A 24,988-nucleotide genomic window follows, 5' to 3' on the forward strand; every position below is an offset into this window, starting at 1 on the left:
CAGTAAAATCCAGGGCAAAACAGCGCACAAGCTGCCTGAATTTAGCCTCTGTGATTTTAGAACGGCTGTAGTATCTATTTTTATTAACCATTTCAGGAAGTTATCACACTTTAATTAGTGCTTTGCTTCCTAAGACCCTTGTTTTAAATAATTATTGAGATTCGAAATTCAAGACTAAAGACTATATATGCTTAACTTTAGCATCCTCATGATGCATTTGATTTGAAATAAAAGCAATCACCACCCAACGATTACTATCGCTTTCATGAAGCCATCAACACCTTCACCACCCAAAATGTCAATTAACTTTAAATCAATCCATATCACTGCAATTTTTGTATGGCTTCCCCTGCAGTTATTGCAGGTTCCCCGTAAGTTTACAGAAAAACCCAAACGCATAAAATCATATCCCAATGATTTTATTAACATTTCATTATTAAGCTATCAGTGGTACGTAAATTGCAGTCAGTGTGAGGTATGTTTTTCGACTACCACTTAAATCACACTTAGAAAGCAAACCTCTTTTGAATACAACAAACCAAAAAGCCTCAATTTGGCCTCATATTGCTTGGACGTATCTACTTTTTTGGTATCTGACGAGTACAACGCAACTTTTACTTTCCTCTTCAGGTATCACTTCTTTCGAAGGCTTGAAAGACACTACATTAACGACTGTTTTTTGGTTGATTCCAATATTTCTGCTACCTAAACATACGAAAAAAGTAAGTGCGATTTTAGGGATCGTCATTTGGCTATTTGCTTTACCTGCTTTTGGGTATTTTTTAATTTACAAACAAGAGCTTTCTCAAAGTTTAATTTTCATTATCTTTGAATCTAACAATGCTGAGTCGTCAGAATATCTGATTAATTATTTTACATTTGCGATTTTATTTAAATTCATCATTTTCTCGATTATTCCAATATTGATATGGAAGAAAATTCCACATCATTTGAATATTTCAAATAAAAAAGGCTACATCTCAGCGCTAATCACTTCAACACTATTTTTTGCCTACCCCATCAAACAGGGGGTGGTGGCGGGTAACGTTAATGCCACTTACAAAAGCCTCAACAAACATTTAATTGCTGCACCACCGTGGCAGCTAGTGTTAGGTTATTCGTATTACCAAAGAGAGTTAAAAGAGGTCGAGACCTTTTTAACGAAGTTCAATCAATCTACCCCGCTAAATAACTTTGCAGAACTTAAAAAACCATCACCTACGACAGTAGTGATTGTGATTGGGGAGTCATCTACACGCTTGCATTTTGGCTTATATGGTTATCATCGTGATACCAATCCAAAACTTGGCTCTATCAAAGATGAACTGTCTATTTTCAAAAATGTTTATGCCTCAAGACCTAACACCATAGAAAGCCTAGAACAGATATTAAGTTTTGCCGACCAATCACAGCCAGATTTATATAAAACAAAACCCACATTGATTGCCATGATGAAGCAAGCGGGTTATAAAACTTTCTGGATTAGTAATCAGCAGACCTTAACTGCAAGAAACACTATCTTAACCACATTTGCAAAACAAACAGATAAGCAAATATGGCTCAATAATGCCCGCTCTCAGAACTCATATAGTTTTGATGAAAAAGTAGTTGAACCTTTTAGCGAGACGCTAAAAGATAGTGCCGAGAAGAAGTTGATTATTGTGCATTTAATTGGCACGCACATGTCTTACAAATATCGTTATCCTGAGTCATTTGACTATTTCAAAGATAGTAAAAATTTATATGCTGGGTTATCTGAAGATAAAATCCAAAAGATTAACGAATATGACAATGCGGTTCGCTATAACGACAGTGTTGTTTATGAGCTCATTCAGCGATTAAAATCAGCTAATCAACACAGCATGCTTACTTACTTTTCTGACCATGGCGATGACGTTTATGACTCTAAAGGTCATGAGTTTCAAGGTAGAAACGAATACTCACCAACATTGCCTATGTATGCCGTTCCATTCATGACTTGGTCTTCTAAAGACTGGTTTACCAACGACCTACTTAAAAACCCTGAGGTTCTAAATAGGCAATATAGTAATGCGGACTTCATTTACACTTGGTCTCAATTGATGGGGATAACCTATCAGGGATTTGACCATGCAAAAAGCATCGTATCCAACAAGTTTAAAGACTATCCTATTATTGTTGGCAACCCATATGATAAAAAGTCACTCAAAAAACTTGACATAAATTAGCCCCATCCATTTTTGTATTATCGCAACAGTAACACTTTAAAAGCCCACGTCTATGTGGGCTTTTTCTTGCCATTAGAACCTCATTTCCACCTCAAATAAGTATTTAAGATAAGCAATATCAATCCATAGAATCACATCCACAATTTGTGTGGATAACTTTGTGGGTGCGATGGGGATAGCACAGGTAAGTCACTGGTGGATATATCAAACGGCTAATCGTAGAAGTTTTGAGCAATCAGTAACTGCATCGCCCAACTTGCTTGGTCTTGGTTTAATCATGCTGGCGGTTAATCTAGATGCTTGATTACTTTGTACCAATTAGAAACTCGCTTACAAGCCACTTACTTCTGGTGGCATTTCAACATCAAATCAAACGCTACCTTAGTAGGTTCTTATATTTGGAGTTGTCATATTTTTGTCATATTATTGTCACATTTAACGCGTGTATCAAACAAAACTCAAAGTAGCATAGCAACTTTAAGTTGATATTATGCGGACAGTTATTTAGTCAATGGCATCAAGCAGGCGCAATTAGACGCCTTAGCATCTATTTTTAGAGTGCTATCAACAATTGATAGTTCTTTACCAACCACTTTTATGGTGATTACATGAATAAAAACAGAATGGCCATGGCCTCTTTATCAATAATGAGTGCATTTTTGGTCAACCCAGCATTCGCTTTAGACTTGTATGTCGACAATGACACACAACAGATTTACGCTACTCCTGGCGCCAATCGTGTCAAATTGGGGTCTTTTGAAAAAAAAGAAGACATGGACAAATTAAAGGCAACGCTAAAAGCTGAAATTGAAGCAGAACTAAAATCAAAGCCACAACTTCAAGCCGAAAAACAAGAGAACACCCCAAAGGTTAGCGCAACCTTAAATACAGCGTTGGTCGATGACGTCAACGTGCCTCAAGCTCAACCTAAGGAAAGAAAAGGCTACACCCCAGCGAATATTAGCTATGGGAAAAACGGTTTCGAATTTAGAACGGATGATGATAAATTCTCCCTCGCAATTCAAAATAGAATACAAGCGCGCTTTGCTGAGCCGTTTGATGGTGACCCGCGCACACTGGCGGATTTAGATAAAGATGAAAAATCATTCATGATTCGCCGTGCGCGCACCAAGCTGAATGGGCATGCATACGTTCCCTGGCTTAAGTATTATCTGCAATATGACTGGTCTCAACCTGTGTTAAGAGATTTGAATTTAACCATAGATAAATACAAATGGGCGCAAGTGAGAGTTGGGCGCGGCAAGGTCTCTTACAATAATGAACGGGTCACCTCATCTGGTAACCAACAGTTTGTGAATCGATCTATTGTGAATGATATCTTTACGGTTGACCGTCAACAAGGCATTGAAGTGAAAGGAAATTTATTCCCTGGCAAATGGTACGACATGACTTACTATGCAGGTGCATTTACTGGCTTAGGCGTAGGTGAGAGAAATAATGACGATGGCAATATGATGTACTCTGGCCGATTACAGTGGAATGCACTGGGTGGCGAAATGAAGTTTAGCCAATCGGATATCGAATTTAGTGAACACCCTGCCTTAAACATCTCCGTGGCAGCCAACTCAAACAGAAGCAAATGTACGGCTTTTGAAACAGATAGCAGAAGCTGTAGAAGCTTAACTGATTTAATTGCACCAAATACTAACAGGTACAGAGACCCATCTAAAGCACTCAAAGATGGTGGCCCAAAGTCTGGCCAATATGAAATCAGCCAAATGATGGAAGAAGTGCATTTTAAATGGAAAGGTTTCTCTTTCTTGCAGGAGTTACATGCCAAAAGAATTAAAGACACCCTCAATAACGATGAAGAAACCAAGCTACTTGGTGGCTTTGTTCAAGCGGGTTACTTCCCGCACCGTCAATTAGACTTTATCCCTAAAAACCTTGAAATTGCTGGGCGTTATGCTTTTGTAGATATGGATACTGACCGTGATTATGACAAACAGACAGAACTTAGCGCTGTGATTAACTACTTCCTAGAAGGTCATTTCAACAAACTAAGCTTACAATTAAGTAGGCTTAGTATTGAGGACCCGATTAAACTCGAAAAAGATGCAGAAACTAGAGTTTGGGCGCAGTGGGACTTTTCTTTTTAACCACTTAGTTTAATCCACACATTAAGAAAACTAGCGCCTGCTTGGTGGGATTTACGGCTATCTAAAAACTAATGGCCGCTTACTCTGTCAATTAGCAAGAGGCTGATGTTGTTTGCATTTGAAATGCTATATCTGTCGTACATATTGAACCAATAGCAAGATTACACTAGCAAAAAACCCAAACATCAGCCAAAATTAAGCAGAGATGTAGATGAAAGCGCTAATTCAGACAATCAAACATTGCCTCACTGGTTGATGATGTACATCACATCCTTGAAACACCGTAAATCTCACTTTAATTTATAACATTTCACCCTATTTATTTAGTTACTTCAGGTTTATTTAATGAGCACATACAATGAAATCGACGCCCATGACTTATCCGTCATGCTGACCACCCAATCTCTATTATTAGTGGATGTACGCAACGACGATGAAGTGGCTCGTGGCTTAATTCAAAATGCAATACATATCCCATTAGCCATGCTACCCGTTCAGTATGAGTCACTCGCCAAAGCAGATAACATTGTGTTCTACTGCCATAGTGGTGTGCGTTCTGCACATGCAGCAGCTTTTGCAGCTAGCAAAGGTTGTAAGCATGTATATAATTTAGCTGGTGGTGTATTAGCGTGGGCTAGAGCGGGTTATCCGTTTGCTCAAATAAACACGCCATCTAAATAAAGAACATCGTGCAAATAAAAACATCGAGAAAGTAACACAGGAAAAACCATCATGGATTTTGATAAAGTAGTGGATGCAACAGGTTTAAACTGCCCTTTGCCAATTTTGCGCTGCAAAAAGGGGCTGAGCGATATGGCCGCGTCTCAAGTATTAAAAATCATTTCTACCGACCCAGGCTCAGTGAAAGACTTTAACGCCTTTTGCGTACAAACAGGGCATGAGCTTTTATTATTAGAAGAAGACGAAATCGCATTTACGTTTTACATTAAAAAACGTGCGGGCTAATCAATGCTAGCTTAGAAATACTTTGAGTGCCATCTTGTTGCCTGTAGCAACAAATAGCGCATAAAAAAATAGCTAGCCAATTGGCTAGCTATTTTTACAACTTGTTACCTACCACCTACCTTACTTAAGCTTTGCCAACTGACTGACCAGCTTATCCAAATTTGCACTAAAGTCAGCCACACGTGCTTTCTCTTGCTCAACCACTGCGGCTGGCGCTCTTGCCACAAAGCTTTCGTTATTGAGTTTTGCGTTTGCTTTGTTGATTTCATTTTCTAATCGCGCAATTTCTTTACCTAGGCGCTCTTTCTCCGCCGCGACATCAATCTCAACTTTAAGCATCAATTTAAAATCATTCACGAGCATCACTGGCGCATCTGCTTCTGGCAGTTCACTCACAATGGCAACACCCTCTAACTTAGCCAGCGCTTTTAAGTAAGGTGCGTAAGCGGTTAATGCTTCATTATCTCCTGCGGCAATCAGCGGCACCCGCGCAGCTGGTGAAATACCCATTTCGCCACGTAAGCTTCTACATGCATCTACCGCTTGTTTCAGTTGCGCTACCCACGCTTCAGAGCCTTCATCAAGCTTGTCTGGCTGCGCTTTTGGATAAGCCTCTAGCATAATGCTTGCGCCATGCTTTTCTGTCATCGGCGCAATCGTTTGCCAAATTTCTTCCGTAATAAATGGCATAATCGGGTGCGCTAATCGCAAGATGGTTTCCAATACACGTAACAAAGTACGACGAGTACCGATTTTTTCTGCCTCATTGCCGTTTTGCATCTGTACTTTGGCTAGCTCTAAATACCAATCGCAGTATTCATCCCATACAAATTCATAAATCGCTTTGGCTGCTAAGTCAAAGCGGTAGTCTTCAAATGCACGCTCAACCTCAGCTTCCGTACGTTGCAATATGCTCACAATCCAACGATCAGCTTGCGAGAATACGCGGCCGCCTTCCACACAACTACCAAGACCAAAACCGTTGTCTTGGCCTTCTGTATTCATCAACACAAAGCGCGTTGCATTCCACAATTTATTGCAAAAATTACGGTAGCCATCGCAGCGCTGTAAGTCAAACTTGATATCACGACCTGGCGAGGCTAATGCGGCAAACGTGAAACGTAGCGCATCGGTACCATAAGCGTTAATACCTTCGGGGAACTCTTTACGTGTGCGCTTCTCGATTTTTTCGGCATCTTTCGGATTCATCAAACCCGTCGTGCGTTTTTTAATCAGCACATCCAGACCAATGCCATCAATCAAGTCGATTGGGTCTAACACGTTGCCTTTAGATTTACTCATCTTCTGGCCTTCGGCATCGCGAATCAAGCCGTGTACATACACATGCTTGAACGGAATTTTGCCTGTGATATGCGTGGTCATCATCACCATACGCGCCACCCAGAAGAAAATAATATCGAAACCTGTCACCAACACAGAAGATGGCAAATATTGCTGCAAAGCCACATTGGCAGCGTCTTGCACTTCATCCCCTGTCCAGTCTAAGGTTGAGAAAGGCCATAAGGCTGATGAGTACCATGTATCTAGCACGTCATCATCGCGTTTTAAGTTGCCTGTATAGCCATCTTTTGCCGCAAGGGCTTTGGCTTCTGCTTCATCATGCGCAACATAAACCTTACCATTATCACCATACCACGCAGGGATTTGATGCCCCCACCATAACTGACGAGAAATGCACCAGTCTTGAATATTGTTCAGCCATTGGTTATAAGTATTAACCCAGTTTTCTGGATAAAACTTGATTTCACCACTGGCAACAACGTCCAATGCTTTTTGTGTAATGGATTTACCATCAGCCGCTGGCTTGCTCATCGCCACAAACCATTGGTCAGTCAGCATAGGCTCAATCACCACGCCAGTGCGGTCACCGCGTGGCACTTTGAGTTTATGCTTATCTACTTTAACTAGATAGCCTTGCGCTTCTAAATCTGCCACTACCTGTTTACGTGCTGCAAAACGCTCTAAACCTTGGTATTGTTTAGGTGCAGATTCATTCACAAAACCTTGTAAGTCCAAAATACCAATCATTGGTAACTTGTGACGCTGACCAACCGCATAGTCATTAAAGTCATGCGCTGGCGTCACCTTTACCACACCAGTACCAAACTCTTTATCTACGTAGTCATCAGCAATAATCGGGATTTCGCGGTCACATAAAGGCAGTTTTACGTGTTGACCAATCAAATGCGCATAACGCTCATCTTCAGGATGCACCATCACCGCCACGTCACCCAACATGGTTTCTGGACGTGTGGTTGCTACGGTCAGTGCGCCTGAACCATCGGCTAATGGATAGTTGATGTGCCACATTGAGCCATCTTCTTCTTCCTGCACTACTTCTAAATCTGATACGGCGGTACCTAACTTCACGTCCCAGTTCACCAAACGCTTTCCACGGTAAATCAGGCCTTCGTTATACAAGCGTACAAAGGTTTTGGTCACCGTTTGGTTTAAGCCTTCATCCATGGTGAAGCGCTCACGCGACCAATCTGGCGATGTGCCTAAACGGCGCATTTGTTTAGTAATCGTACCGCCTGAGTATTCTTTCCATTCCCACACTTTTTCAAGAAATTTTTCACGCCCTAAGTCATGGCGCGACACCCCTTGCGCATCTAACTGGCGCTCAACCACAATTTGCGTCGCGATACCTGCGTGGTCTGTGCCTGGTTGCCAGAGCGTGTTATCGCCGCGCATACGGTGATAGCGTGTTAATGCATCCATGAGTGTCTGGTTAAAGCCGTGCCCCATATGGAGCGTGCCTGTCACGTTTGGTGGGGGTAATAAAATACAGAAATTATCTTGTTTAGCGGTATCTAAACCAGCCGCATAGTAGCCTTGCCCCTCCCAGAATTCATACCATTTGCTTTCAATGGTTTTTGGGTCAAATGATTTGGCTAGCTCTTTATTTTCTTGCATTTTTTGTGTGGAATTGTCAGTTGTCATAACTTGACATTTTATCACAGGGCAAACCTGCTGTTATATCGCTAGGTAGCTTGCGAGAAAAGAAAGCAGGATGGCTACGGAAAATATTGAGAAATGCACAATCGCCCAATAGCGGTAACGCTGCCTAAGTGCCTGTGGCGTAATGCCAGAAATCACAAAGAGGCGTTTGTTTTGGGGTTTTGCAATGAGATGGCGCTCATTCTTTAGCAACTGGGCCTGCTTGCGCTTCACTTCAATATAAGCCTGCTCCCGCGCAAGCGCCCATTCATGCATATCCACCTCACCATTTCGGTTAAGGTCAAAACGCTGTAAAAGCCTAGACTTTGACTGCTTCCATTGAGTGAGCAGCTTGCCGACTTCGTGATTGATTTCAGATTCAGTATTGGCGTGTGTATTGGTATCTAAATCACCCAGCACATAAATAGATTTATCCGCAAATAACACATCCTCAATATAACGATGACCATTTTGCGTAATCACGTGACGACTAGCTGCATAAACATGAGCGCCTTTGGGGTCAACCACGCACACACCAGAAGCATCATGTAGCTCAAACACTTGCTCGCTCACTTGGTAGTCTTCTAAACGCCACATGTAATTGCTATCACGTGCGTACACCCACATCCGAAACCAAACACAAGGTACACCTTGTATCGGGCTACGCGTTGGGATTAACTGTTTGGATTTTCCGAACAGCTCAACATAACCTTGCGCAGCTGAGGCAATGGTTGAAATGGGCACTTCAGAGATGGCAAGCAGTCTTTTATAGTTAAATGCCCAAGCAAATATCGCCACTAAGGCACTCACACCAAACAACATAGGGAGTTGATGAGCATGCCTGTCGTGATAATCTAGATACACGCCCGCCAGCACGAGCCCAGTACAAACACATAACGCTAGCGGATTTAAATAGTAACTACGAAACTGCACACACAACCTAAAGCTTCGTATTAAAGCGCTGGCTAACCTCAACATCTGTCAACTCAGCAGAGGAGAACTTGAGTAGCTGTTTTTTTACAAAACCAAATAGTCTTGCCACAATTAAATCAGGAAACTGCTGAACACGTACATTGTTAATGTAAACACTATCGTTATAAAACTCGCGCCGATCTGCAATTTGATTTTCAAGCCCTGTGATGCGGGTTTGCAACATAAGGAAGTTTTGGTTTGATTTAAGCTCAGGGTAATTTTCTGCCACTGCAAAAAGACCACCTAAGCCCACGCGAAGGGCACTTTCAGCCTGCCCTAATGCCGCAACATCATGATGATCACGCGCCTCATTTACTTGGGTACGTGCTTGAATCACTTTTTCGAGCGTTGCTTGCTCATGCTGCATATACTGCTTACAAGTATCAATCAGCTTGGGCAACTCATCGTGCCGCTGCTTTAGCAACACATTGATATTAGACCAAGCTTTTTCAACGTTATTTTTAACACTGACCAAACTGTTATACGTAATCACAAAATACAACACCACTATAGCAACCACCATCCACGTTAACATTGCATCCCCTTATTTTTATTCATATGGCCTACATGATGAAAGATAGTATCACTGGCTGTTTGGATATTAGATATCAGCCATTAATAATGGGCCAACTTTCTCCCAATATCGAGAAAAACGTTTTAGCCGTCGCTCACTCACGGCCACATTAGCCAACTTTTTCACTGGCTCCCACCTTGGTGCAAACGGCGCTAAGATTTCTTTGACTCTTAAATTTGGTGTATCTTGTGTGACCACTTGCCCTACGCCTTTTTTCATCAACACCTCGTGAGTATCGCCCATCCACACCTCAACATTCATCATCTCGTTTAGACAGTCTGCCACAAACTGCAAACGATTGAGCGACCAGTTTCCATGCAATACAGGATCAAACACAAATATCTTAGGGTATGGCTTATCCATCAACGCATTATGCGCAGATAACATTTCATCATGTACAAAAATAGCAATGGCTTGAAAACTATGCGCGGCTTTCATTGGTAATGATTTAATCGCATACTGCTTTGGATCTGTAGCGATAGATGGCTTAAATAGGCGTACATTTAGCGCCTCGTAGCTATCGTCAAACGGGCATTGTGCGAAACATGTCGCGCAGTACTTTCCACCCGTATAGCGCTCTAGATTTTCTTTGTTGAAGTAATAAGGTTTAGAGCTAAAGGTAGAGGCAATCCATTGCCAAGACAAATGGTTACTAGCAAAATCACCATCCAACAAATGCGCTTCAAACCAATCGGCTGCTTCACGCCAATCCATTTTTAGATGATGAACAACATAACTGGCAAACCACATGCGAGCATGGTTATGTAGGTAGCCAGTATCAAGCAACTCTTTCACAAAGCCATCCATGCAGGGCAAGCCTGTGTTTGCTTGCTTTACGGCATCACTAAGTGGCAGATACTGAATATCTACTTTAGGTGACTCCATTTCACTAAAGATTGCATTTCCCTCTGTAAACCAGACTTGTCGCCAAAAATCGCGCCAAGCTAACTCCATCAATAACTTTTCGCCTTGTAAACCAGACTGCTTTTTGACAAAAGAAAATGCTTCATTAAGTGTGAGACAACCATGTCGTAAATAAGGCGATAAATGTGTCACAGCGCCATTGATAAAGTTACGATTACGGCCATACTGTATAGCATCAATTGCATTCAGCTTCCTTAACCCGCCAGACCTACCTCCTGCCCACTCCGTGGCCAGATCTGGACCTTTCGCCGCAGAAAATATACGCCTAATATAATGCAACCGTTCTGCTCGATCGCTGGGGATGTTGAGTTTGTGTGCGGAGCCCATTGATGAATTTCCCACAAATTTAAGGAGAATGTAGATACCACCCAAAAGAGTACACCTTTTGTGCGAAATTTTATATTAAAAATTATTGAAATATCATGCAATAATAATCACAGGCATTTACTATTAGAAATCTATAGACTTTTTCACCAGGATAACAAATGATAGAAGCAACATGGATTTGGGCGATACTGGGTACTATTTTAATTGCACTAGAAATATTGGCCATTGGTACTTTGTATGTATTATGGTTTGGTATTGCTGCTATTTGTTTAGCCATTGCAACTTGGCTCTTTCCTAACATTCCTTACGCAATTCAATTAATTATCTTCGCGATACTCTCGCTCGGCTCTTTAGCAATATGGCGTCGTTATTACAAAAGGACTGACGCTAACTCACCTATTGGGCAATCACAAGGTGAAGAAATCGGACGTATTGGCACAGTAGTAGAAACAACAAGTCCTGCACAAAATGGCTTAATCCGCTTCACTCAAGGCCTAATGGGCAGCCGAGAATGGGCTGCGGTTTCCGATGAAGTCATTGAAATCAACAGTCAGGCGAAAGTTGTCGCTGTTGAAGGCAATGCATTACGCATCACAAAGATCAGTTAACACATTCTAACTTTCACTTAAGGAATACTCTCATGACAGAACTTAGTTTAGTACTCATATTTTTAGTAATTGTTGCCATCATTAAAGGTGTACGCATTGTGCCGCAAGGTGAAGAATGGGTGGTTGAGCGTTTAGGTAAATTTGCTGGCGTACTTAATCCTGGACTCCATGTTATCAACCCAGTGTTTACCAGAGTGAGTTATAAAGTCACCACCAAAGACATTATTTTAGATGTTCCAGAGCAAGAGGTCATTACACGTGATAACGCTGTTATTTTGGCCAACGCTATTGCATTTATTAAAGTAACAAAAATCGAACGCGCGGTTTATGGTATTGAAAACTTCCGTGAGGCTATGCGCAACATGGTGCAAACCAGTTTACGTTCTATCATTGGCGGCATGGATTTAAACCAAGCACTTACCTCACGCGACCGCATTAAATCTGAGCTCAAAATCGCCATTGCAGATGAAGCACTAGACTGGGGCTTAACGGTTAAGTCGGTTGAGATTCAAGACATTAAACCATCACCTAACATGCAAGACGCAATGGAACGCCAAGCAGCAGCAGAGCGTGAAAGAGTTGCGGTAGTGACTGAAGCCGAAGGCGCAAAACAATCACTCATTTTAAATGCTGAAGCGCGTTTAGAAGCAGCACGTAAAGATGCAGAAGCACAAATGGTTGCGGCGAAAGCGTCGGCCGAATCAATTAAGTTTATTACAGAAGCCATACAAGAAAATAACGCCTCTGCCATGTTCTTATTAGGTGACCGCTACATTACGGCCCTACAAAAAATGTCAGCGTCTGATAACAGCAAAATTGTTGTGATGCCTGGTGATTTAGTGGGTGCGGTTAAAAGTTTAGTTGGCGGGAAATAAATACTTTTAATCAACAAACCTTTCCGATTCCTTCCCCTTGTAATGGGGAAGGAATATTAAGTGTCACAGACTGTACAAGCGGGATCTTTACTCAGCTTGATAGTGCGCCACTCCATAGAGAGGGCATCTAGCAACAACAATCGCCCTTGCAAGCTATCACCGATTTCCATCAGTATTTTCAGCGCCTCTGCCGCTTGGCAAGTGCCTATCATGCCTACTAGTGGCGCAAACACGCCGTTTGTTGCACAACGTAAATCACTGTCTTCACCATTGTCAGGGAACAAGCAGTGGTAACATGGACTAAGCGCTGAACGCATGTCATACACCGTAATCTGCCCCTCAAAACCAATCGCAGCGCCAGACACAAGCGGCTTCTTCAACTGCACGCAAAGGCGATTCAACAGATAGCGCGTCGCAAAATTATCGCTACAATCAATCACGACATCTGCCTGTGTAATCAGCTTTTCAAAACCGGCCTCTGATGACTTTTCGCAAACGGCATTCACGGTGACTTCAGGATTAATGGCTAACAGTGTTTTTTGTGCTGACAATGCCTTATTCACACCTACAGAGTTTGAGGTATGCACAATTTGGCGCTGTAAATTAGTTAAATCCACCACATCAAAATCACAAATAGTGAGAGTGCCAACCCCCGCCGCAGCTAGGTATAAAGCAACAGGCGAGCCTAAGCCACCAGCACCAACAACTAGCGCGTGACTATTGACCAGTTTATCTTGTCCTTCATATTCAATCTGCGGCAACAGAATATGACGGCTATAACGGAGGAGTTGATTGTCGTTCATTAAGGTAATTGACCTGCTTCGATCATGGCATTATAGAGAACATAGGGAGAAATCCAAGTCACTATATGATCAAACTCTCCATTTGCATCATTCTCTCTAGGCTCATGACTTACAAACACACCATCATCAATAATCCCATCATTATCAACATCATTTAGATTGGCTAGTTCATCATTGCCACCAATACCTTGCGCAGCGGTTGCGCCCGTGGAATAAATAACGACAACAGCATTATTAATTAGATAATTAATGCCTGAGCACGTTGTTGCTGTAATACCAGTCGATGTTGAACAAACACGTATATCATCGGGCGCTAATGCTGATATTCCAACATTACTCATACCGTTTGAGGTAACAAAAGCATTTGAATTACTCTGCGTCACTGCATATCTAATGCGATTACCCCAACCATCTAATACAAAACCCTCTGAATCGACTGGCTGTAAACCTAATGTCGCCGCAGGTAAAAAGCCTCTACCTTGTTGCTCACATACCCCTCCACCCAAAGGCTGCTCCATCCCGCTACTAGCAAGTGTAGCAGGGCAAGGCAACCTGCCCTGAGACTGTGCATAGCCTAGCAATGCTTTCTTAGCAATTTCAAGTGTACGCTCTGTTTGCGACTGATAGATTTGATTGCGTTGCACCTGTAAAGGTAGCAATAAAGCGCCAATAATAAACCCAAGAATCACGATGACCACCGCCATCTCCACTAAGGAAAAGCCTTTTTCTACGTCTTTAGAATGTATTTTTCTTTTCATGGCGCCACTATAAATACTTGGTCATTGTAGATGTGAGTTTTTTGCTTATTTGTAGCGTCAAAAACGGAATCCCCATCTGTGTTTTCTGCACTATCAAGATAGTCAGCTATATTATTTGAAGGGCGAGATTGTGGCGATCCTTTAAAAGAAAAAGGCGCATCAACAATAGGGGCTCCTGCCGAAACTAATAAAGCGCTAACTCCTGTTCTGCCACCTGACTCCAAACTAGAAGTCGGTGACCTTGTATAATAGATGTAATCTTGCCAGCGATTTGCTAAAAACCATAAAGGAAGATTTTCAATCCATTTTTTGGTCGATGTACAATTAGTCACAGGGCTCACAAAAGTGCCAGCACCAGTACAGGTAACCGTACCATTGCCGCCTAGACAAGAACCATTGGCATCTGTATTACTAGATAGCTTCGAAGTGTAAGTGAAAGTAAAATGACCACTGGATGTTGAGGTGCAACTCCCACCTACAGTGCAAGAAAAGGTTATACTTGATGCTGTACACGAGCCAACACCCCAACAAGTACAAGCATTACCAGCATATGTACATGCTCCAGATTTTGCATCATAGTTTTCTGCCATATCTAAAGTAAATTTCACTTGTGTCATTGGAAAACTCAATGTACAGGCCTGAGCCGAAGTACATGTCGCCATAGATGGCTGGATTGGCAAAAATCCAAAATTTGCATTTTCGACACAAGCATTATTCACATCTGCTGCATAAGGATAAGAGCGATTAGCAGGGTCTACATTACTAGCTAAGTAATAGTCTCTTAATTTCTGCCCAGCCTCTTGTGAGGCTCTTTTTTCTAACGCATACGTCAACTCATCAATCGTAATGTAAACCAGCCTGTCATTAAAGGTGGGGTTTGTTGTACCCCCCATAATGAAGTCTTCATTATCTTGGTCGTAGTCTCGGTTAGAATATGTTGCCCCTCCAATCACTATCTCATCAAGAAAAGCCCCAACAGGTGGTGTCGCTCCTGACCTATTTTGCCCAGCCAGTGGCTGGCCTGGAGCAATAATGACAACTGCGACTCTATTCGAAATCAAATTGCCATTAGCATCAAAGACTCGTAGCCACGGTTTGGTATCTATAATGCTAGGATTTATAATCGGAGTAGAGTCACTACCACTTGTTCGAATTAAATTCTTCGATACTGCATACCAAAATCGCTCTCCTGAGCTATCTACGGCTTTAACACCTAATCCATCTTGTGGACTAACACATGGGGCATCTCCAAACAACGGTAATTTACCAATCAAATGACTATTATTTAACCCATTAGTAACACAGTCACTTTTACCATCATAATTAGGTGAGGTTGTTTCTAACCGATCAGGAAAAGGCATAATACCAGGCCAATTCTTATGAGCTACTGACCAAGCAATAAGCGCACCCTTTGCCTCACCAAGTGCCACCATCGTTTTAACGTCTTGCTCTGTTCGCATAGAAGCTGCATTCATTGATTTGACAATGTAAGCCAATGCCGCCATGCCTAATATAAACATCATCAGCATCAATGCTGCGCCGCGCTGATAGCATGCAGGGGCATTACATCTATTAAATGTCTTGCTCTGTATCACAACAATAGCCTATTCAATAACACCATTATCACTGACGCCTGTCTCTTCCAGCCGTAATTGTTTTTCTTTTGCTAACAACTTAAATTCTTTAGTCTGATTGGTCTCTGGCTCATACACTTGCCCTGGCTTAAGCTGAATTTTCCTTCCATTTGCAGGAATGCTTAAATGCAAGCTCTCCGCACTAGACTTAGCGCCCACTGAGCGCCGCCCTAATCTACCAACTTGCACATCATCAACAGCGGAGTCTTCTTGCACTGCTTGGTTGTTAATCCACAAGGTACTTGCGCCATCACTACGTTTAACAAAACCTTGCATAGAAATTGGGTCTGGCAACTCGACTGGCGCGACTACCGCAGCAGTCTCCAGCTGTGTATCTTTCGGCGTGACCACTTTTAGCGCCTGATTCTTACGTAAAACATCTAAATGCTTGCGCTCATGTGGGCGGCTAAATAGTCGGCCTAAATCATCCTCTGCAACAGCATTTGTAGAAACAAGACCAAAGCCAACCATTATGCTCAGCATCAAGTTAATCCATGTCTTTATCATTTTGCTATGGCCCCACTACCGCTTGAATTGCCGCAGGCTCACGTAATGTAAGCCAATCTAATTCACATTGTGCGTGCAAATTAGCAATTAACTGTCCACTTAAAGCGCCACCTTCATTTAACCTAGTAATTTCGCAGTCTCGCAAGATTAATGCGGCCGTATTTGCCTCGCTCAATGACTCAGTTAGTTGCAATAAATCGCCTTCGTGCAACATATCAAGCTCAAACTGCATGGTAGATCGATTTAACGCAAAGCCGCCGAGATTGGATGCAAATGTAGGCGTGTATTTTTCTTGTTGTTTAATACTGTATTTAATACCAAATAGTTTATGGTTTTTATGTTGCTCTCTTAAGCTTTCCACCCACTCTATACGGCGCTCTTCACCCACAAACCCTTTGTTAATCAAGGCCTGATATTGCGGCAAATATTCGACTATCATCTCTTTTTCTAAGCCTGATGACTGATAACGCTGACGAGCCGCATTCAATAAGTTTTGCTGCTTAAGCGACGCTTCCGCTTGTTCTGTTTTGTATTGTTGTGCCAACACATTGCAAACCACCACAACTACAATGACTACACTTAATATGGCTAAGGGTATTTGTAGTTTTTTCCAGTCTTTTTGATCTAATTTCATCATGGCTTTGCTTCATCCATATTGGCAACTAAATCAGTGTTAGGTTTAAGTACGACCTTTAATTTAAAAAATGCTGGTTGTTTTTGTGTAGACTGTTCATCCGTGGTGCTTCCTTGCAAACTCACAAATGAGCTTACATTCACAGGCTCTTGCAACACAACCACTTCGGCTACTCTGGCATCAGCCTTAATGTTATTAACGAACTGGCTTAAGGTATTTAATGCACGGCGATAATCTCCAGTAAACCCTGAAATTTGTGCCGTTAAAAAAGCCACTTCCATTAACATGTTTGGATCTACAGGTGACGTATTAATCGCGCTTTGCTCTCTGCCAGAGGTGATAGGTAAGGGGGTGAATTTATCTTGGTCATTCACATGAGTGTCATTAGTCAGCACCCAATGCAATCTATCTATCTGCACTTCATCTAGAGGGGCTTTAGCGGCAGGCGCCAGTGCGGCACTAATTACTTGCATCATTCGCCTTGGCGATTTTGGAAAGCTAGTAACCGTTTTATCTAGCTCTACTGCCACTTTTAAATCGTTTGCACTAATCTCAGTGACTGGAAAATCTTTTGCGGCCTCGTCGTAGCGATGTTGCTGAATCAACGTATCCTGTTGTGCTTGCTCAAAGGCTGATTTGTGATCCAAGCCCTCTTTAAGCATCCATCCAGCAGCAACTAACCCAAAAAAACCAATTAAGGCCGAGCCAATGGCTAAACCCTGTTTTAATTTACTAAACTGAAAAGGCTTTGTGAGCCAGTCTGGCGCTAAGTTATCCACAAAATGCCCATTTGCCAGCAATTGCATATGCATTAACTCTGGCTTTTCATGAAGCAACTTAACTGGCAAATCCAGCGTTTTGGCTAGGCTACTTAGACTCACATCTGAACAAGTTAGCCCTTGCTCTTGGCTAATACCTTGGCTAATTTGCTGCGTTGAGCCATCAACACTGACCAAGGCTAGATTCAATGGTGTCTCACGCGAAATATGGCGCTGACTCATTAAGTAGAGGCGTGTTTTTTCAATTTCTACAAGATAAAAATAGCCGATTTGCCCAGGCGCTTCTGGCACGTTTGGCACCAAACGACTCATACGCAAGCGCCCATGATGGAAATAAGTCTGCCTGAGCCCTGAAGAAAGTTTTTCACAGAGCAAAAGATGCGGCGCACTAAGTTTAAGCTGTTTCATCAACACCAGGCTTAACATTGGAAGTAAGTAAACGCCCACCAACTGTGCTTCCTGTGCCTTAAGAATGGCTACCCAAGCTTGCAAGAAATCATCTTTACTGATTGCAGCAAACAAAAAGTTATCGTCTTTTCGCTTGTCTTTATCTCGATCAATAAAATGTGCTGTTCGGTAGTCTAATCCTCGGTAATGCTGATTCAACTTGCGAGTTACTAGCTCGTGTTTAGCGCTCCCAGAAGTGTGCGGCAAACTCTCTAGCCTGAAGTCTTCTTCTACCGCATCAGCAATTAAATAAACTGGGCTTAATATATATTGCGCTAAAAATGCTGAAAACGCCTCATGCCCTGTCTCGTTATTCTCAAAAATTTGGTTACCTTGCAGCTTGCCCGCATGCCAAACACCCACTAACAGTTGATTGGCTGTGGCACATAACACTAGTTTATTGGGGTTAGCGAACATCATGCTGTTATATTAGGTCACTTAAATTTTGAGCTTACTAAATGAGTCATATACTGGGCCTAGCACCGAGAACATAATAAACGCAAGGATGCCGCCCAGTAGCACAGTGAGTGCAGGCTCTATCATTTTTAACATTTTTTGCATTGCATCATTGACGTCACGGTCATAAAAATAGCTAATGTTAAGCAGTGATTTATCCAAGGCACCAGTGCTCTCGCCCACCTTAATCATCCGAACAACCAGTTGCGGAAATAAGCCTGCGTTTCGAAAACTCTCACTCATGGCATCACCCGCATTAATCTGAGCATGCACCCGCGTGAGTGCATCTGCCACGACGCGATTACCTACAATGTTTTCACATATTTTAATTGCATCTAAAATCGGGATCCCTGTTTGATACATTAGCGCAAAGTACCGAGCAAAACGTGCCATAATAATTTTATGTAAAATTGTCCCCGTGACAGGGATATTTAATTTAAACAAATCAAAGCGGTAACGCGCTGCTGGGTTGTTACGAATAATGGCCGCCAACACAACAACCGTCATCACTGGCAAGCCCAGAACCAGCCACCAATAGTTCACAAATGCATTAGACATTGCAATCAGAATCTGTGTATTAAGCGGTAGCTCTTGCCCCATATTACGCAAAAATGACACCATTTGTGGCACAACATAAATCATTAAAAACACAACAGCTAGCGATACAACGACAGCAACAAAGGCTGGGTAAGCCAATAGCTTTTTAGTTTGTGACATCAGCTCATCTTGCCAACGTATTGTATTAAACAGGTTATTCAACACCACAGGTAGCTGCCCTGTCCGCTCACCCGCATCAATCAAGCTCACAAAGACCTCACTAAACACGGCTGGATGCTCTGCAAGCGCTTGTGATAGCATCTTACCGCCTTCGACTTCTGAGCTAATAGCGCCCAAAACCTTTTGAAAATATGGGTTATTAGCACTCTCGCGTAAGTCGTTTAGGCACTCCAGCAGAGGCACTCCCGCGGAGGAAAGCTGCTCCAACTGAAAACAAAACATGACTAAGTCTTGGTTACTAACTTTATTATGGTTGAATAAACTGGTTGACCGTGTTGCTAGGCGAAACGTAATTAAATCCAGCCCCATACGCTCAAGACGGATTTCAAGATCCACCTCATTTAGCGCATCTACTTGCCCCATGGCCATACGGCCTAATTTATCAACGGCTTTATAGCTAAAAGATGGCATATATTTTAAGTGCTAATCCTGCTGGTTAAATCAACCACTCGCATGACCTCAGCCACGCTGGTGTAGCCCTCTAAAATCCGACGCACGCCATCTTCGGCTAAAGTCACAAACCCTTTATCTAGCGCAACTTTTTTAAGTTCATCTAAGTGTGCTCGACGAGAAATCAGCGCATCCATATCACTATCAATACGTAGTAACTCGATGATTGCCATCCGTCCTCTATAACCAGTTTGATTACAGCGTATACAGCCTTTTGGTTTGTAAATTTGTACTTTATCATTTGGCTTAAGCTGCAATATCTTTTGCTCAAGATCATCTGGTTTGTATTTTTCTTTACAATGCGGGCACAGCACCCGCACCAAACGCTGCGCCACAACACCAATAATGTTGCCCGCCATAATGTCAGGCAATATACCGATATCAGTTAAGCGCGGGAAAGCGCCTAACGCAGAGTTAGTATGTAGCGTACTAAACACTTGGTGCCCTGTCATTGCCGCGCGAAAAGCCATCATCGCGGTATCAGCATCACGAATCTCACCCACTAAAATAATATCGGGGTCTTGCCGCATAATGGACCGAATACCATTCGCAAAATCTACTTTATTCACTTCCGCTACAGAAGTTTGGCGCATCATGGTAACAGGGTATTCAACTGGGTCTTCCAGCGTCATGATATTAACCGCCTCGGTATTTTGATGCGTGAGCAATGAGTACAAGGTGGTTGTCTTCCCGCTACCTGTTGGGCCCGTGACAATCAAAATACCCTCAGGGCGGGTCATCATCAACTGGAGTTCATCTAACGTCTCTGGACGCAGACCCATGCGCGCCATAGGAATAATCGATTTCTCACGATCCAACACGCGCAAGACAATATTCTCGCCATGAATGGTTGGATGCGTCGACACCCTGAAATCGATAGGGCGCCCACACAGATTCATATTTAAACGACCATCTTGCGGCGCTCTGGTTTCTGCTATATCAAGTCCGCTCACCACCTTCAACCTCACGGCTAAACCGCCCCAGTAGCTTTTATGCAAACTTCTAATTTGCTGCAATACGCCATCGATTCTATACCGTATGCGTAAAAATGACTGTTCAGGCTCAAAGTGGATATCTGATGCGCCACGCTTCACCGCATCCATCAACAATGCACCCACTAATCGCACTACAGGTTGCGTATATTCATTATCGTCAACACTTAAGCTCTGATAATCAATTTCACCTGTTTCAATTTCACGCAAAATGCCATCTACAGATAATTCATATCCATAAAACTGATCAATGACTTCCTCAAGCTGCGCTTCTGCTGCCAACACAGGTTTTAATTGAATCTGCCCTCCCAGCATGGCACGCAACTGGTCTAACGCAACCACATTGAACATATCCGCCATGGCAACCACCATGGTGGCGGTCAATGCATCATAAGCAACAGGTAACAAATGATATCGACGTGAAAAATCTTGCGGCACCATTTGCAACGCTTCAAGATCAGCCACCACAGTAGATAAATCGATACTGTCAGTGCCGATGGTGTGCGCAACCATGTCGCGCACCATCGCTTCAGTTACAAATCCCAAACGAACAAGCTGGCGCCCTAAAGGCAAGTCATTATGCTCTTGCTCTATCAGCGCAATGCGTAGTTGGTCCTGGCTGATTAAGCCCTGCTGCACCATCAGCTCGCCTAAACGAATTTTACGGCGCTGCTCAACCATTCAATTTAGCCTGTTTGTTTGAATTCATTTTTATTTTTCATTTATCTAATCGGCACTACGATTATCTTAAGTCATCATTACAATAGATATATTCCACACTGTGCATGAATGCAGCATTAAATCATTGCAACGCATGCACCCTTGCCTCTATCTGGGCTCGATCTGGGCTTGTAGCGCCTGTTATGTTAAGCAAATCCAACGCACGCTGATATTGTACTAACGCCAACTTTGGCTTACCCAAATGTTCTAAGCTGATGGCCAAGTTAAAAGCATAGTCTGCACTAATCGGCGCATACTGACTTGCATTGAAATAGGCTGATTGCGCTGAAGCCCATTGGTTCTGTGCGGCATAAAGATTACCTAAAGCTGCATGTAAGTGAGCCGCGTCAGGCTGGCGTGCTAGCATACTTTTAATTTTACTCTCAGCCCCTACGCCATCAGCATTCGCTTCCAAAGCTGCCATTGCAGATTGAGCAATGCTATTCCTAGGCTCAATTTCCGTGACCGTACGGTACCATCCAATCGCATCCATATTTCGGCCTTGACGCTGAGCAATTGCCGCCATCCCTAACAAGGCATCGATATTTCTGACATCTTTTTGCAGCACTAGACGATACTTTTGCTGAGCCGAGTTGTCATCACCCTGGTTGAATGCTTCATAAGCCGCCAACAAGGTTGGATCAACCCCTGCAACAGGCGCTTTGCTCACTAGCTTTATCGGCTCTCTTAATTCAGATGCTTGGCTATGAAACTGATTAGCTTCATCCAACTTCAACTGCTTACGCGTACCTGCAACAGCAGACTTCTGAAGTGGCAATCGCGGCTCATCTACGGCCACCTCATCGCTAAGCACCCTAGCATCAACTTTGGCAACAGTCGCTTGCTTTACCAACTCAGGTCTTACCGCTTCTTTATCAGCTAAATTCTGTCTACCAGCTACGCTCGCATTACCATCAACCTCATGAACAACCTGTTCAGCCACACCTGATTCTTCAGCTAGCTCACTAGATAATACTGCATCAGGCACACCACTATCGCCTATCGTTTCAACATTAACAACTTGGCCGACAGGCCCAACTGGCTTTACAACAACCACTTCATCGGCAATTAGTACCTGTAAATACTGATACCCTTGCAAGCCCAAAAACACCATTAAACCCCCAGCAACGCCTAATAACAAAAGTACGGAACGTGAGCTCACAGTCTTGATTGCCTGATTAGCAACAAACACACTAGCAGCAACTCGTTGACGTCCTTCCTTGGTAGCGCTACCCTGTGCTTTTAAGCTAGCAACACTTGCCATCGCCGCTTCATTAAAAGCATCAGCCTTGCTTTTTTGTTTAATCCCGTTGTTCGTTGACTGAGCACTAGGCTTAGTAGCCACACCCTCTTTTAACTTCACCTCAGAGCTTAACAAGCTTGGCTCTTCAGTAAGTGACAAGCCTACATCATTAAACACAACATCACCCGAGCTTGTGGCAATATCCTTTGAGTGATTTGATTGGCGCCCTAATTGCGACATCGCATCAGAACTTAATGACTCAGCGCGCTCGGACCTCTCAGCTTTTTGCTTATCCTTTTCTGCGCTAGCTAGCGCTTTAATTAGCAAACTCATTTGCTAATTACCTTTCACTCTCAGCTTCTAATGTATTAGTTAGCTGTTGTGCTGGTAGGTATTGCTTATAAGATGCCAGTTCGTCGCTTTCTAAGCTAGCGTTAGTAATGACAGTTGGGCGCAAGAAAATCACCAGCTCAGTCTTACTATTAGCGTCATCTCTACCAGTAAAAATCTTACCAACACCAGGCACATCGGACAAACCAGGGACTTTATCTGAGTTACGTTGTATTTCATCTTGCATGAGCCCTCCAAGAATGGCTGTACTACCACTATTGATTTGTAAAATTGATTCCATTTCACGAACTTGTATTTGTGGAATAAAACTTGGTATCTCATTTTTTAGTGACGGATTAGGATCTTGCACCCCCCTACCAACAGCCCTCGAGATTGTAGGTCGCACATTAACATTTACAAAATTCGCATCACTTATTTGTGGCGTTACGCTCATCACAACGCCCACAGGGACTGTGTTTGGAGTTGTAGTAATTGTAGTAAATGGCTGACTACTTACAGTCCCTGGCGTCTGCTGAGCTTGTACAGTAAAGTAAACCAAGTTATCGACAACCTTAAGCACTGCTGTCTGATTGTTGAGCACCATAAGTTTTGGGCTAGATAAAACTTTTGTGTCACCAAACTGTTTAAGTAAATTGATAGATGCCGCGATATCGCCCAATGGACTTATAGGATTAAAATATCCTGCGACTAACCCAGAACCTTCAGCCCGCTCAGTTAAACCTCCTGTCGTAAAGTTATCTGAGTTCAAATTTTGGCTAAAAGTAAATCCACTTCCTGCACCTGCTCGACCAAGCCTTCTCCAATCAATCCCAGCTTGAAAACCATCATTGAGGCGCACTTCTACTATCGTAGCCTCTATCAGCACTTGCTTCTTCGCGCTCGACAGCACTTTATCTAAGAACTCTTGAATTTTTTCATGCTGCTTATTAGTCGCACGAACACTGATAACACCTGTTTCAGGATTTGCAATCACATTTGCCGCAAAGAGAGTTTTATACTCGGATCTCTGCTCATCTCTGAGCTCTTTATCATTTTTTCCAGCTTCATTATTTAGCTTTTCATTTACAGCTTTGTCTTTAGAATACTGATCTTGCAAACTGCCAAAACGTGTCACGATAACCTCTTTATCAGTTTCCGCTAACAACTCTTTAAGATTTTGAATAAGGGACTCCCATAAGTGGTTTTTGGATTCGCTTGTTACTGCAGTACGTGAGCTATTATTAGCGCCATTACCTGAAGTGCTGGTTGTGGTAGTACTCCCCCCAGCACCAGTAATAGCAGCCTGACCTGTACTCGAAATTTCTGCAGCAGCACCAATAAACCCTTTAGTATCACGATTAATATTCACATAATCCACTTTATAACTTCTTAATACTGGCTGGTCTGGTGTAATCGTCAGCACATTGCCCTTAACGTGATAAGTCAAATCCACCTGTTTAGATAAACGCTCTAAAATCGCAGGCAAGGTTTGGTCTACTGCATTTAAAGTAACGCGTCCTTGAATGGCAGGATGAATATCAACATTTAGCTTGCTGTCTCTTGCTATAGCAAACAACACCTCTTTCACTGGTGTGTCGTACACAACAATACTGTAGACAGGCTCTTTAGCTTTAGGAGTAGGAGGCGGCAAATAAGGAGTGTTGGTGACTGGCTTAGGAATTCCTGCTGAAGAGGCAGCTGGTTTTGATATGACAGAGGGTGTTGAAGTATTTTGTCCATCAATATGCCCCTTTGATGGCTGGACTTTAGATTGATGCGAGCATGCTGTCATACACAAAACCAAGATCATACTCAGCAATGCTAATACTATTTTATTATTCATCACGGCTTGGCTACCCCTAATTCTGCAACTTTATCTATACGCTATGCATCAAATTGCATGATACCGCAAAAATCCAAATAG

At 42.7% G+C, this 24,988-nt stretch carries 21 protein-coding genes and 1 pseudogene; 7 read left to right on the forward strand and 15 right to left on the reverse strand.

Going from position 1 to position 24,988, the window contains the following annotated elements; genetic code table 11:
• Positions 1-91: pseudogene (locus Q7U33_RS11790) on the reverse strand (IS1595 family transposase); the annotation flags it as partial.
• Between the two features lie 433 nt (positions 92-524).
• Here Q7U33_RS11790 and cptA point away from each other — a divergent pair.
• From cptA to Q7U33_RS11815, 5 genes are all read left to right on the forward strand, one after another.
• The gene (gene cptA / locus Q7U33_RS11795) at positions 525-2,207 is read left to right on the forward strand and encodes a phosphoethanolamine transferase CptA (protein WP_304861227.1); all 1,683 of its coding nucleotides are present in this window, start codon (positions 525-527) and stop codon (positions 2,205-2,207) included.
• Between the two features lie 148 nt (positions 2,208-2,355).
• Positions 2,356-2,511 (forward strand): hypothetical protein, encoded by a 156-nt coding sequence (locus tag Q7U33_RS11800; protein WP_304861229.1) that lies wholly within the window; start codon positions 2,356-2,358, stop codon positions 2,509-2,511.
• Positions 2,512-2,815: 304 nt separating this feature from the next.
• Positions 2,816-4,327, forward strand: coding sequence for a porin (locus Q7U33_RS11805; RefSeq protein WP_304861231.1), 1,512 nt, complete (start codon positions 2,816-2,818; stop codon positions 4,325-4,327).
• Between the two features lie 345 nt (positions 4,328-4,672).
• A complete protein-coding gene (locus Q7U33_RS11810; RefSeq protein ID WP_304861234.1) occupies positions 4,673-5,008 on the forward strand; it encodes a rhodanese-like domain-containing protein in 336 nt (111 codons plus the stop codon).
• Between the two features lie 51 nt (positions 5,009-5,059).
• Positions 5,060-5,293 (forward strand): sulfurtransferase TusA family protein, encoded by a 234-nt coding sequence (locus Q7U33_RS11815; protein WP_304861237.1) that lies wholly within the window; start codon positions 5,060-5,062, stop codon positions 5,291-5,293.
• A gap of 120 nt (positions 5,294-5,413) precedes the next feature.
• Here Q7U33_RS11815 and Q7U33_RS11820 read toward each other — a convergent pair whose 3' ends face one another.
• The 4 genes from Q7U33_RS11820 to Q7U33_RS11835 all read right to left on the reverse strand — a co-directional run bounded on the left by Q7U33_RS11820 (position 5,414) and on the right by Q7U33_RS11835 (position 11,051).
• A complete protein-coding gene (locus tag Q7U33_RS11820; protein ID WP_304861240.1) occupies positions 5,414-8,257 on the reverse strand; it encodes a valine--tRNA ligase in 2,844 nt (947 codons plus the stop codon).
• Positions 8,258-8,290: 33 nt separating this feature from the next.
• The gene (locus Q7U33_RS11825; protein WP_304861243.1) at positions 8,291-9,187 is read right to left on the reverse strand and encodes a hypothetical protein; all 897 of its coding nucleotides are present in this window, start codon (positions 9,185-9,187) and stop codon (positions 8,291-8,293) included.
• 7 nt (positions 9,188-9,194) lie between these two features.
• A complete protein-coding gene (locus Q7U33_RS11830) occupies positions 9,195-9,761 on the reverse strand; it encodes a LemA family protein (protein WP_304861245.1) in 567 nt (188 codons plus the stop codon).
• Positions 9,762-9,827: 66 nt separating this feature from the next.
• Positions 9,828-11,051 carry an FAD-binding domain-containing protein gene (locus Q7U33_RS11835; RefSeq protein ID WP_304861247.1) on the reverse strand — a complete coding sequence of 408 codons (1,224 nt, stop codon included), beginning with the start codon at positions 11,049-11,051 and terminating at the stop codon, positions 9,828-9,830.
• 158 nt (positions 11,052-11,209) lie between these two features.
• Here Q7U33_RS11835 and Q7U33_RS11840 point away from each other — a divergent pair, with 158 nt between their 5' ends.
• Both Q7U33_RS11840 and Q7U33_RS11845 read left to right on the forward strand, forming a co-directional pair.
• On the forward strand, positions 11,210-11,659 hold the full coding sequence (locus tag Q7U33_RS11840; protein ID WP_304861249.1) for an NfeD family protein: 450 nt from the start codon (positions 11,210-11,212) through the stop codon (positions 11,657-11,659).
• 32 nt (positions 11,660-11,691) lie between these two features.
• Complete coding sequence (locus tag Q7U33_RS11845; protein WP_304861251.1) at positions 11,692-12,534, forward strand: SPFH domain-containing protein; 843 nt, start codon at positions 11,692-11,694, stop codon at positions 12,532-12,534.
• 56 nt (positions 12,535-12,590) lie between these two features.
• Here the strand turns inward: Q7U33_RS11845 and Q7U33_RS11850 are convergent, their stop codons facing one another.
• From Q7U33_RS11850 to mshL, 10 genes are all read right to left on the reverse strand, one after another.
• The gene (locus Q7U33_RS11850) at positions 12,591-13,337 is read right to left on the reverse strand and encodes a molybdopterin-synthase adenylyltransferase MoeB (protein WP_304861253.1); all 747 of its coding nucleotides are present in this window, start codon (positions 13,335-13,337) and stop codon (positions 12,591-12,593) included.
• Complete coding sequence (locus Q7U33_RS11855; protein WP_304861255.1) at positions 13,337-14,095, reverse strand: type II secretion system protein; 759 nt, start codon at positions 14,093-14,095, stop codon at positions 13,337-13,339. The genes Q7U33_RS11850 and Q7U33_RS11855 overlap by 1 nt, the downstream gene beginning before the upstream one ends.
• Positions 14,092-15,690 (reverse strand): hypothetical protein, encoded by a 1,599-nt coding sequence (locus Q7U33_RS11860; RefSeq protein ID WP_304861256.1) that lies wholly within the window; start codon positions 15,688-15,690, stop codon positions 14,092-14,094. The genes Q7U33_RS11855 and Q7U33_RS11860 overlap by 4 nt, the downstream gene beginning before the upstream one ends.
• Positions 15,691-15,699: 9 nt before the next feature.
• Complete coding sequence (locus Q7U33_RS11865; RefSeq protein ID WP_304861258.1) at positions 15,700-16,212, reverse strand: hypothetical protein; 513 nt, start codon at positions 16,210-16,212, stop codon at positions 15,700-15,702.
• Positions 16,213-16,240: 28 nt separating this feature from the next.
• Positions 16,241-16,873, reverse strand: coding sequence for a hypothetical protein (locus tag Q7U33_RS11870; RefSeq protein ID WP_304861260.1), 633 nt, complete (start codon positions 16,871-16,873; stop codon positions 16,241-16,243).
• On the reverse strand, positions 16,870-18,516 hold the full coding sequence (locus tag Q7U33_RS11875) for a hypothetical protein (protein WP_304861262.1): 1,647 nt from the start codon (positions 18,514-18,516) through the stop codon (positions 16,870-16,872). The genes Q7U33_RS11870 and Q7U33_RS11875 overlap by 4 nt, the downstream gene beginning before the upstream one ends.
• A gap of 18 nt (positions 18,517-18,534) precedes the next feature.
• Positions 18,535-19,740, reverse strand: coding sequence for a type II secretion system F family protein (locus Q7U33_RS11880; RefSeq protein WP_304861264.1), 1,206 nt, complete (start codon positions 19,738-19,740; stop codon positions 18,535-18,537).
• Between the two features lie 5 nt (positions 19,741-19,745).
• Positions 19,746-21,452 (reverse strand): GspE/PulE family protein, encoded by a 1,707-nt coding sequence (locus Q7U33_RS11885; protein WP_304861265.1) that lies wholly within the window; start codon positions 21,450-21,452, stop codon positions 19,746-19,748.
• Between the two features lie 121 nt (positions 21,453-21,573).
• The gene (locus Q7U33_RS11890; RefSeq protein ID WP_304861267.1) at positions 21,574-23,067 is read right to left on the reverse strand and encodes a hypothetical protein; all 1,494 of its coding nucleotides are present in this window, start codon (positions 23,065-23,067) and stop codon (positions 21,574-21,576) included.
• A gap of 7 nt (positions 23,068-23,074) precedes the next feature.
• On the reverse strand, positions 23,075-24,907 hold the full coding sequence (gene mshL, locus Q7U33_RS11895; RefSeq protein WP_304861271.1) for a pilus (MSHA type) biogenesis protein MshL: 1,833 nt from the start codon (positions 24,905-24,907) through the stop codon (positions 23,075-23,077).
• Positions 24,908-24,988: the final 81 nt, after the last annotated feature.

The sequence above is a fragment of the Methylotenera sp. genome (genome assembly GCF_030653755.1).
Taxonomy (GTDB): Bacteria; Pseudomonadota; Gammaproteobacteria; order Burkholderiales; family Methylophilaceae; genus Methylotenera.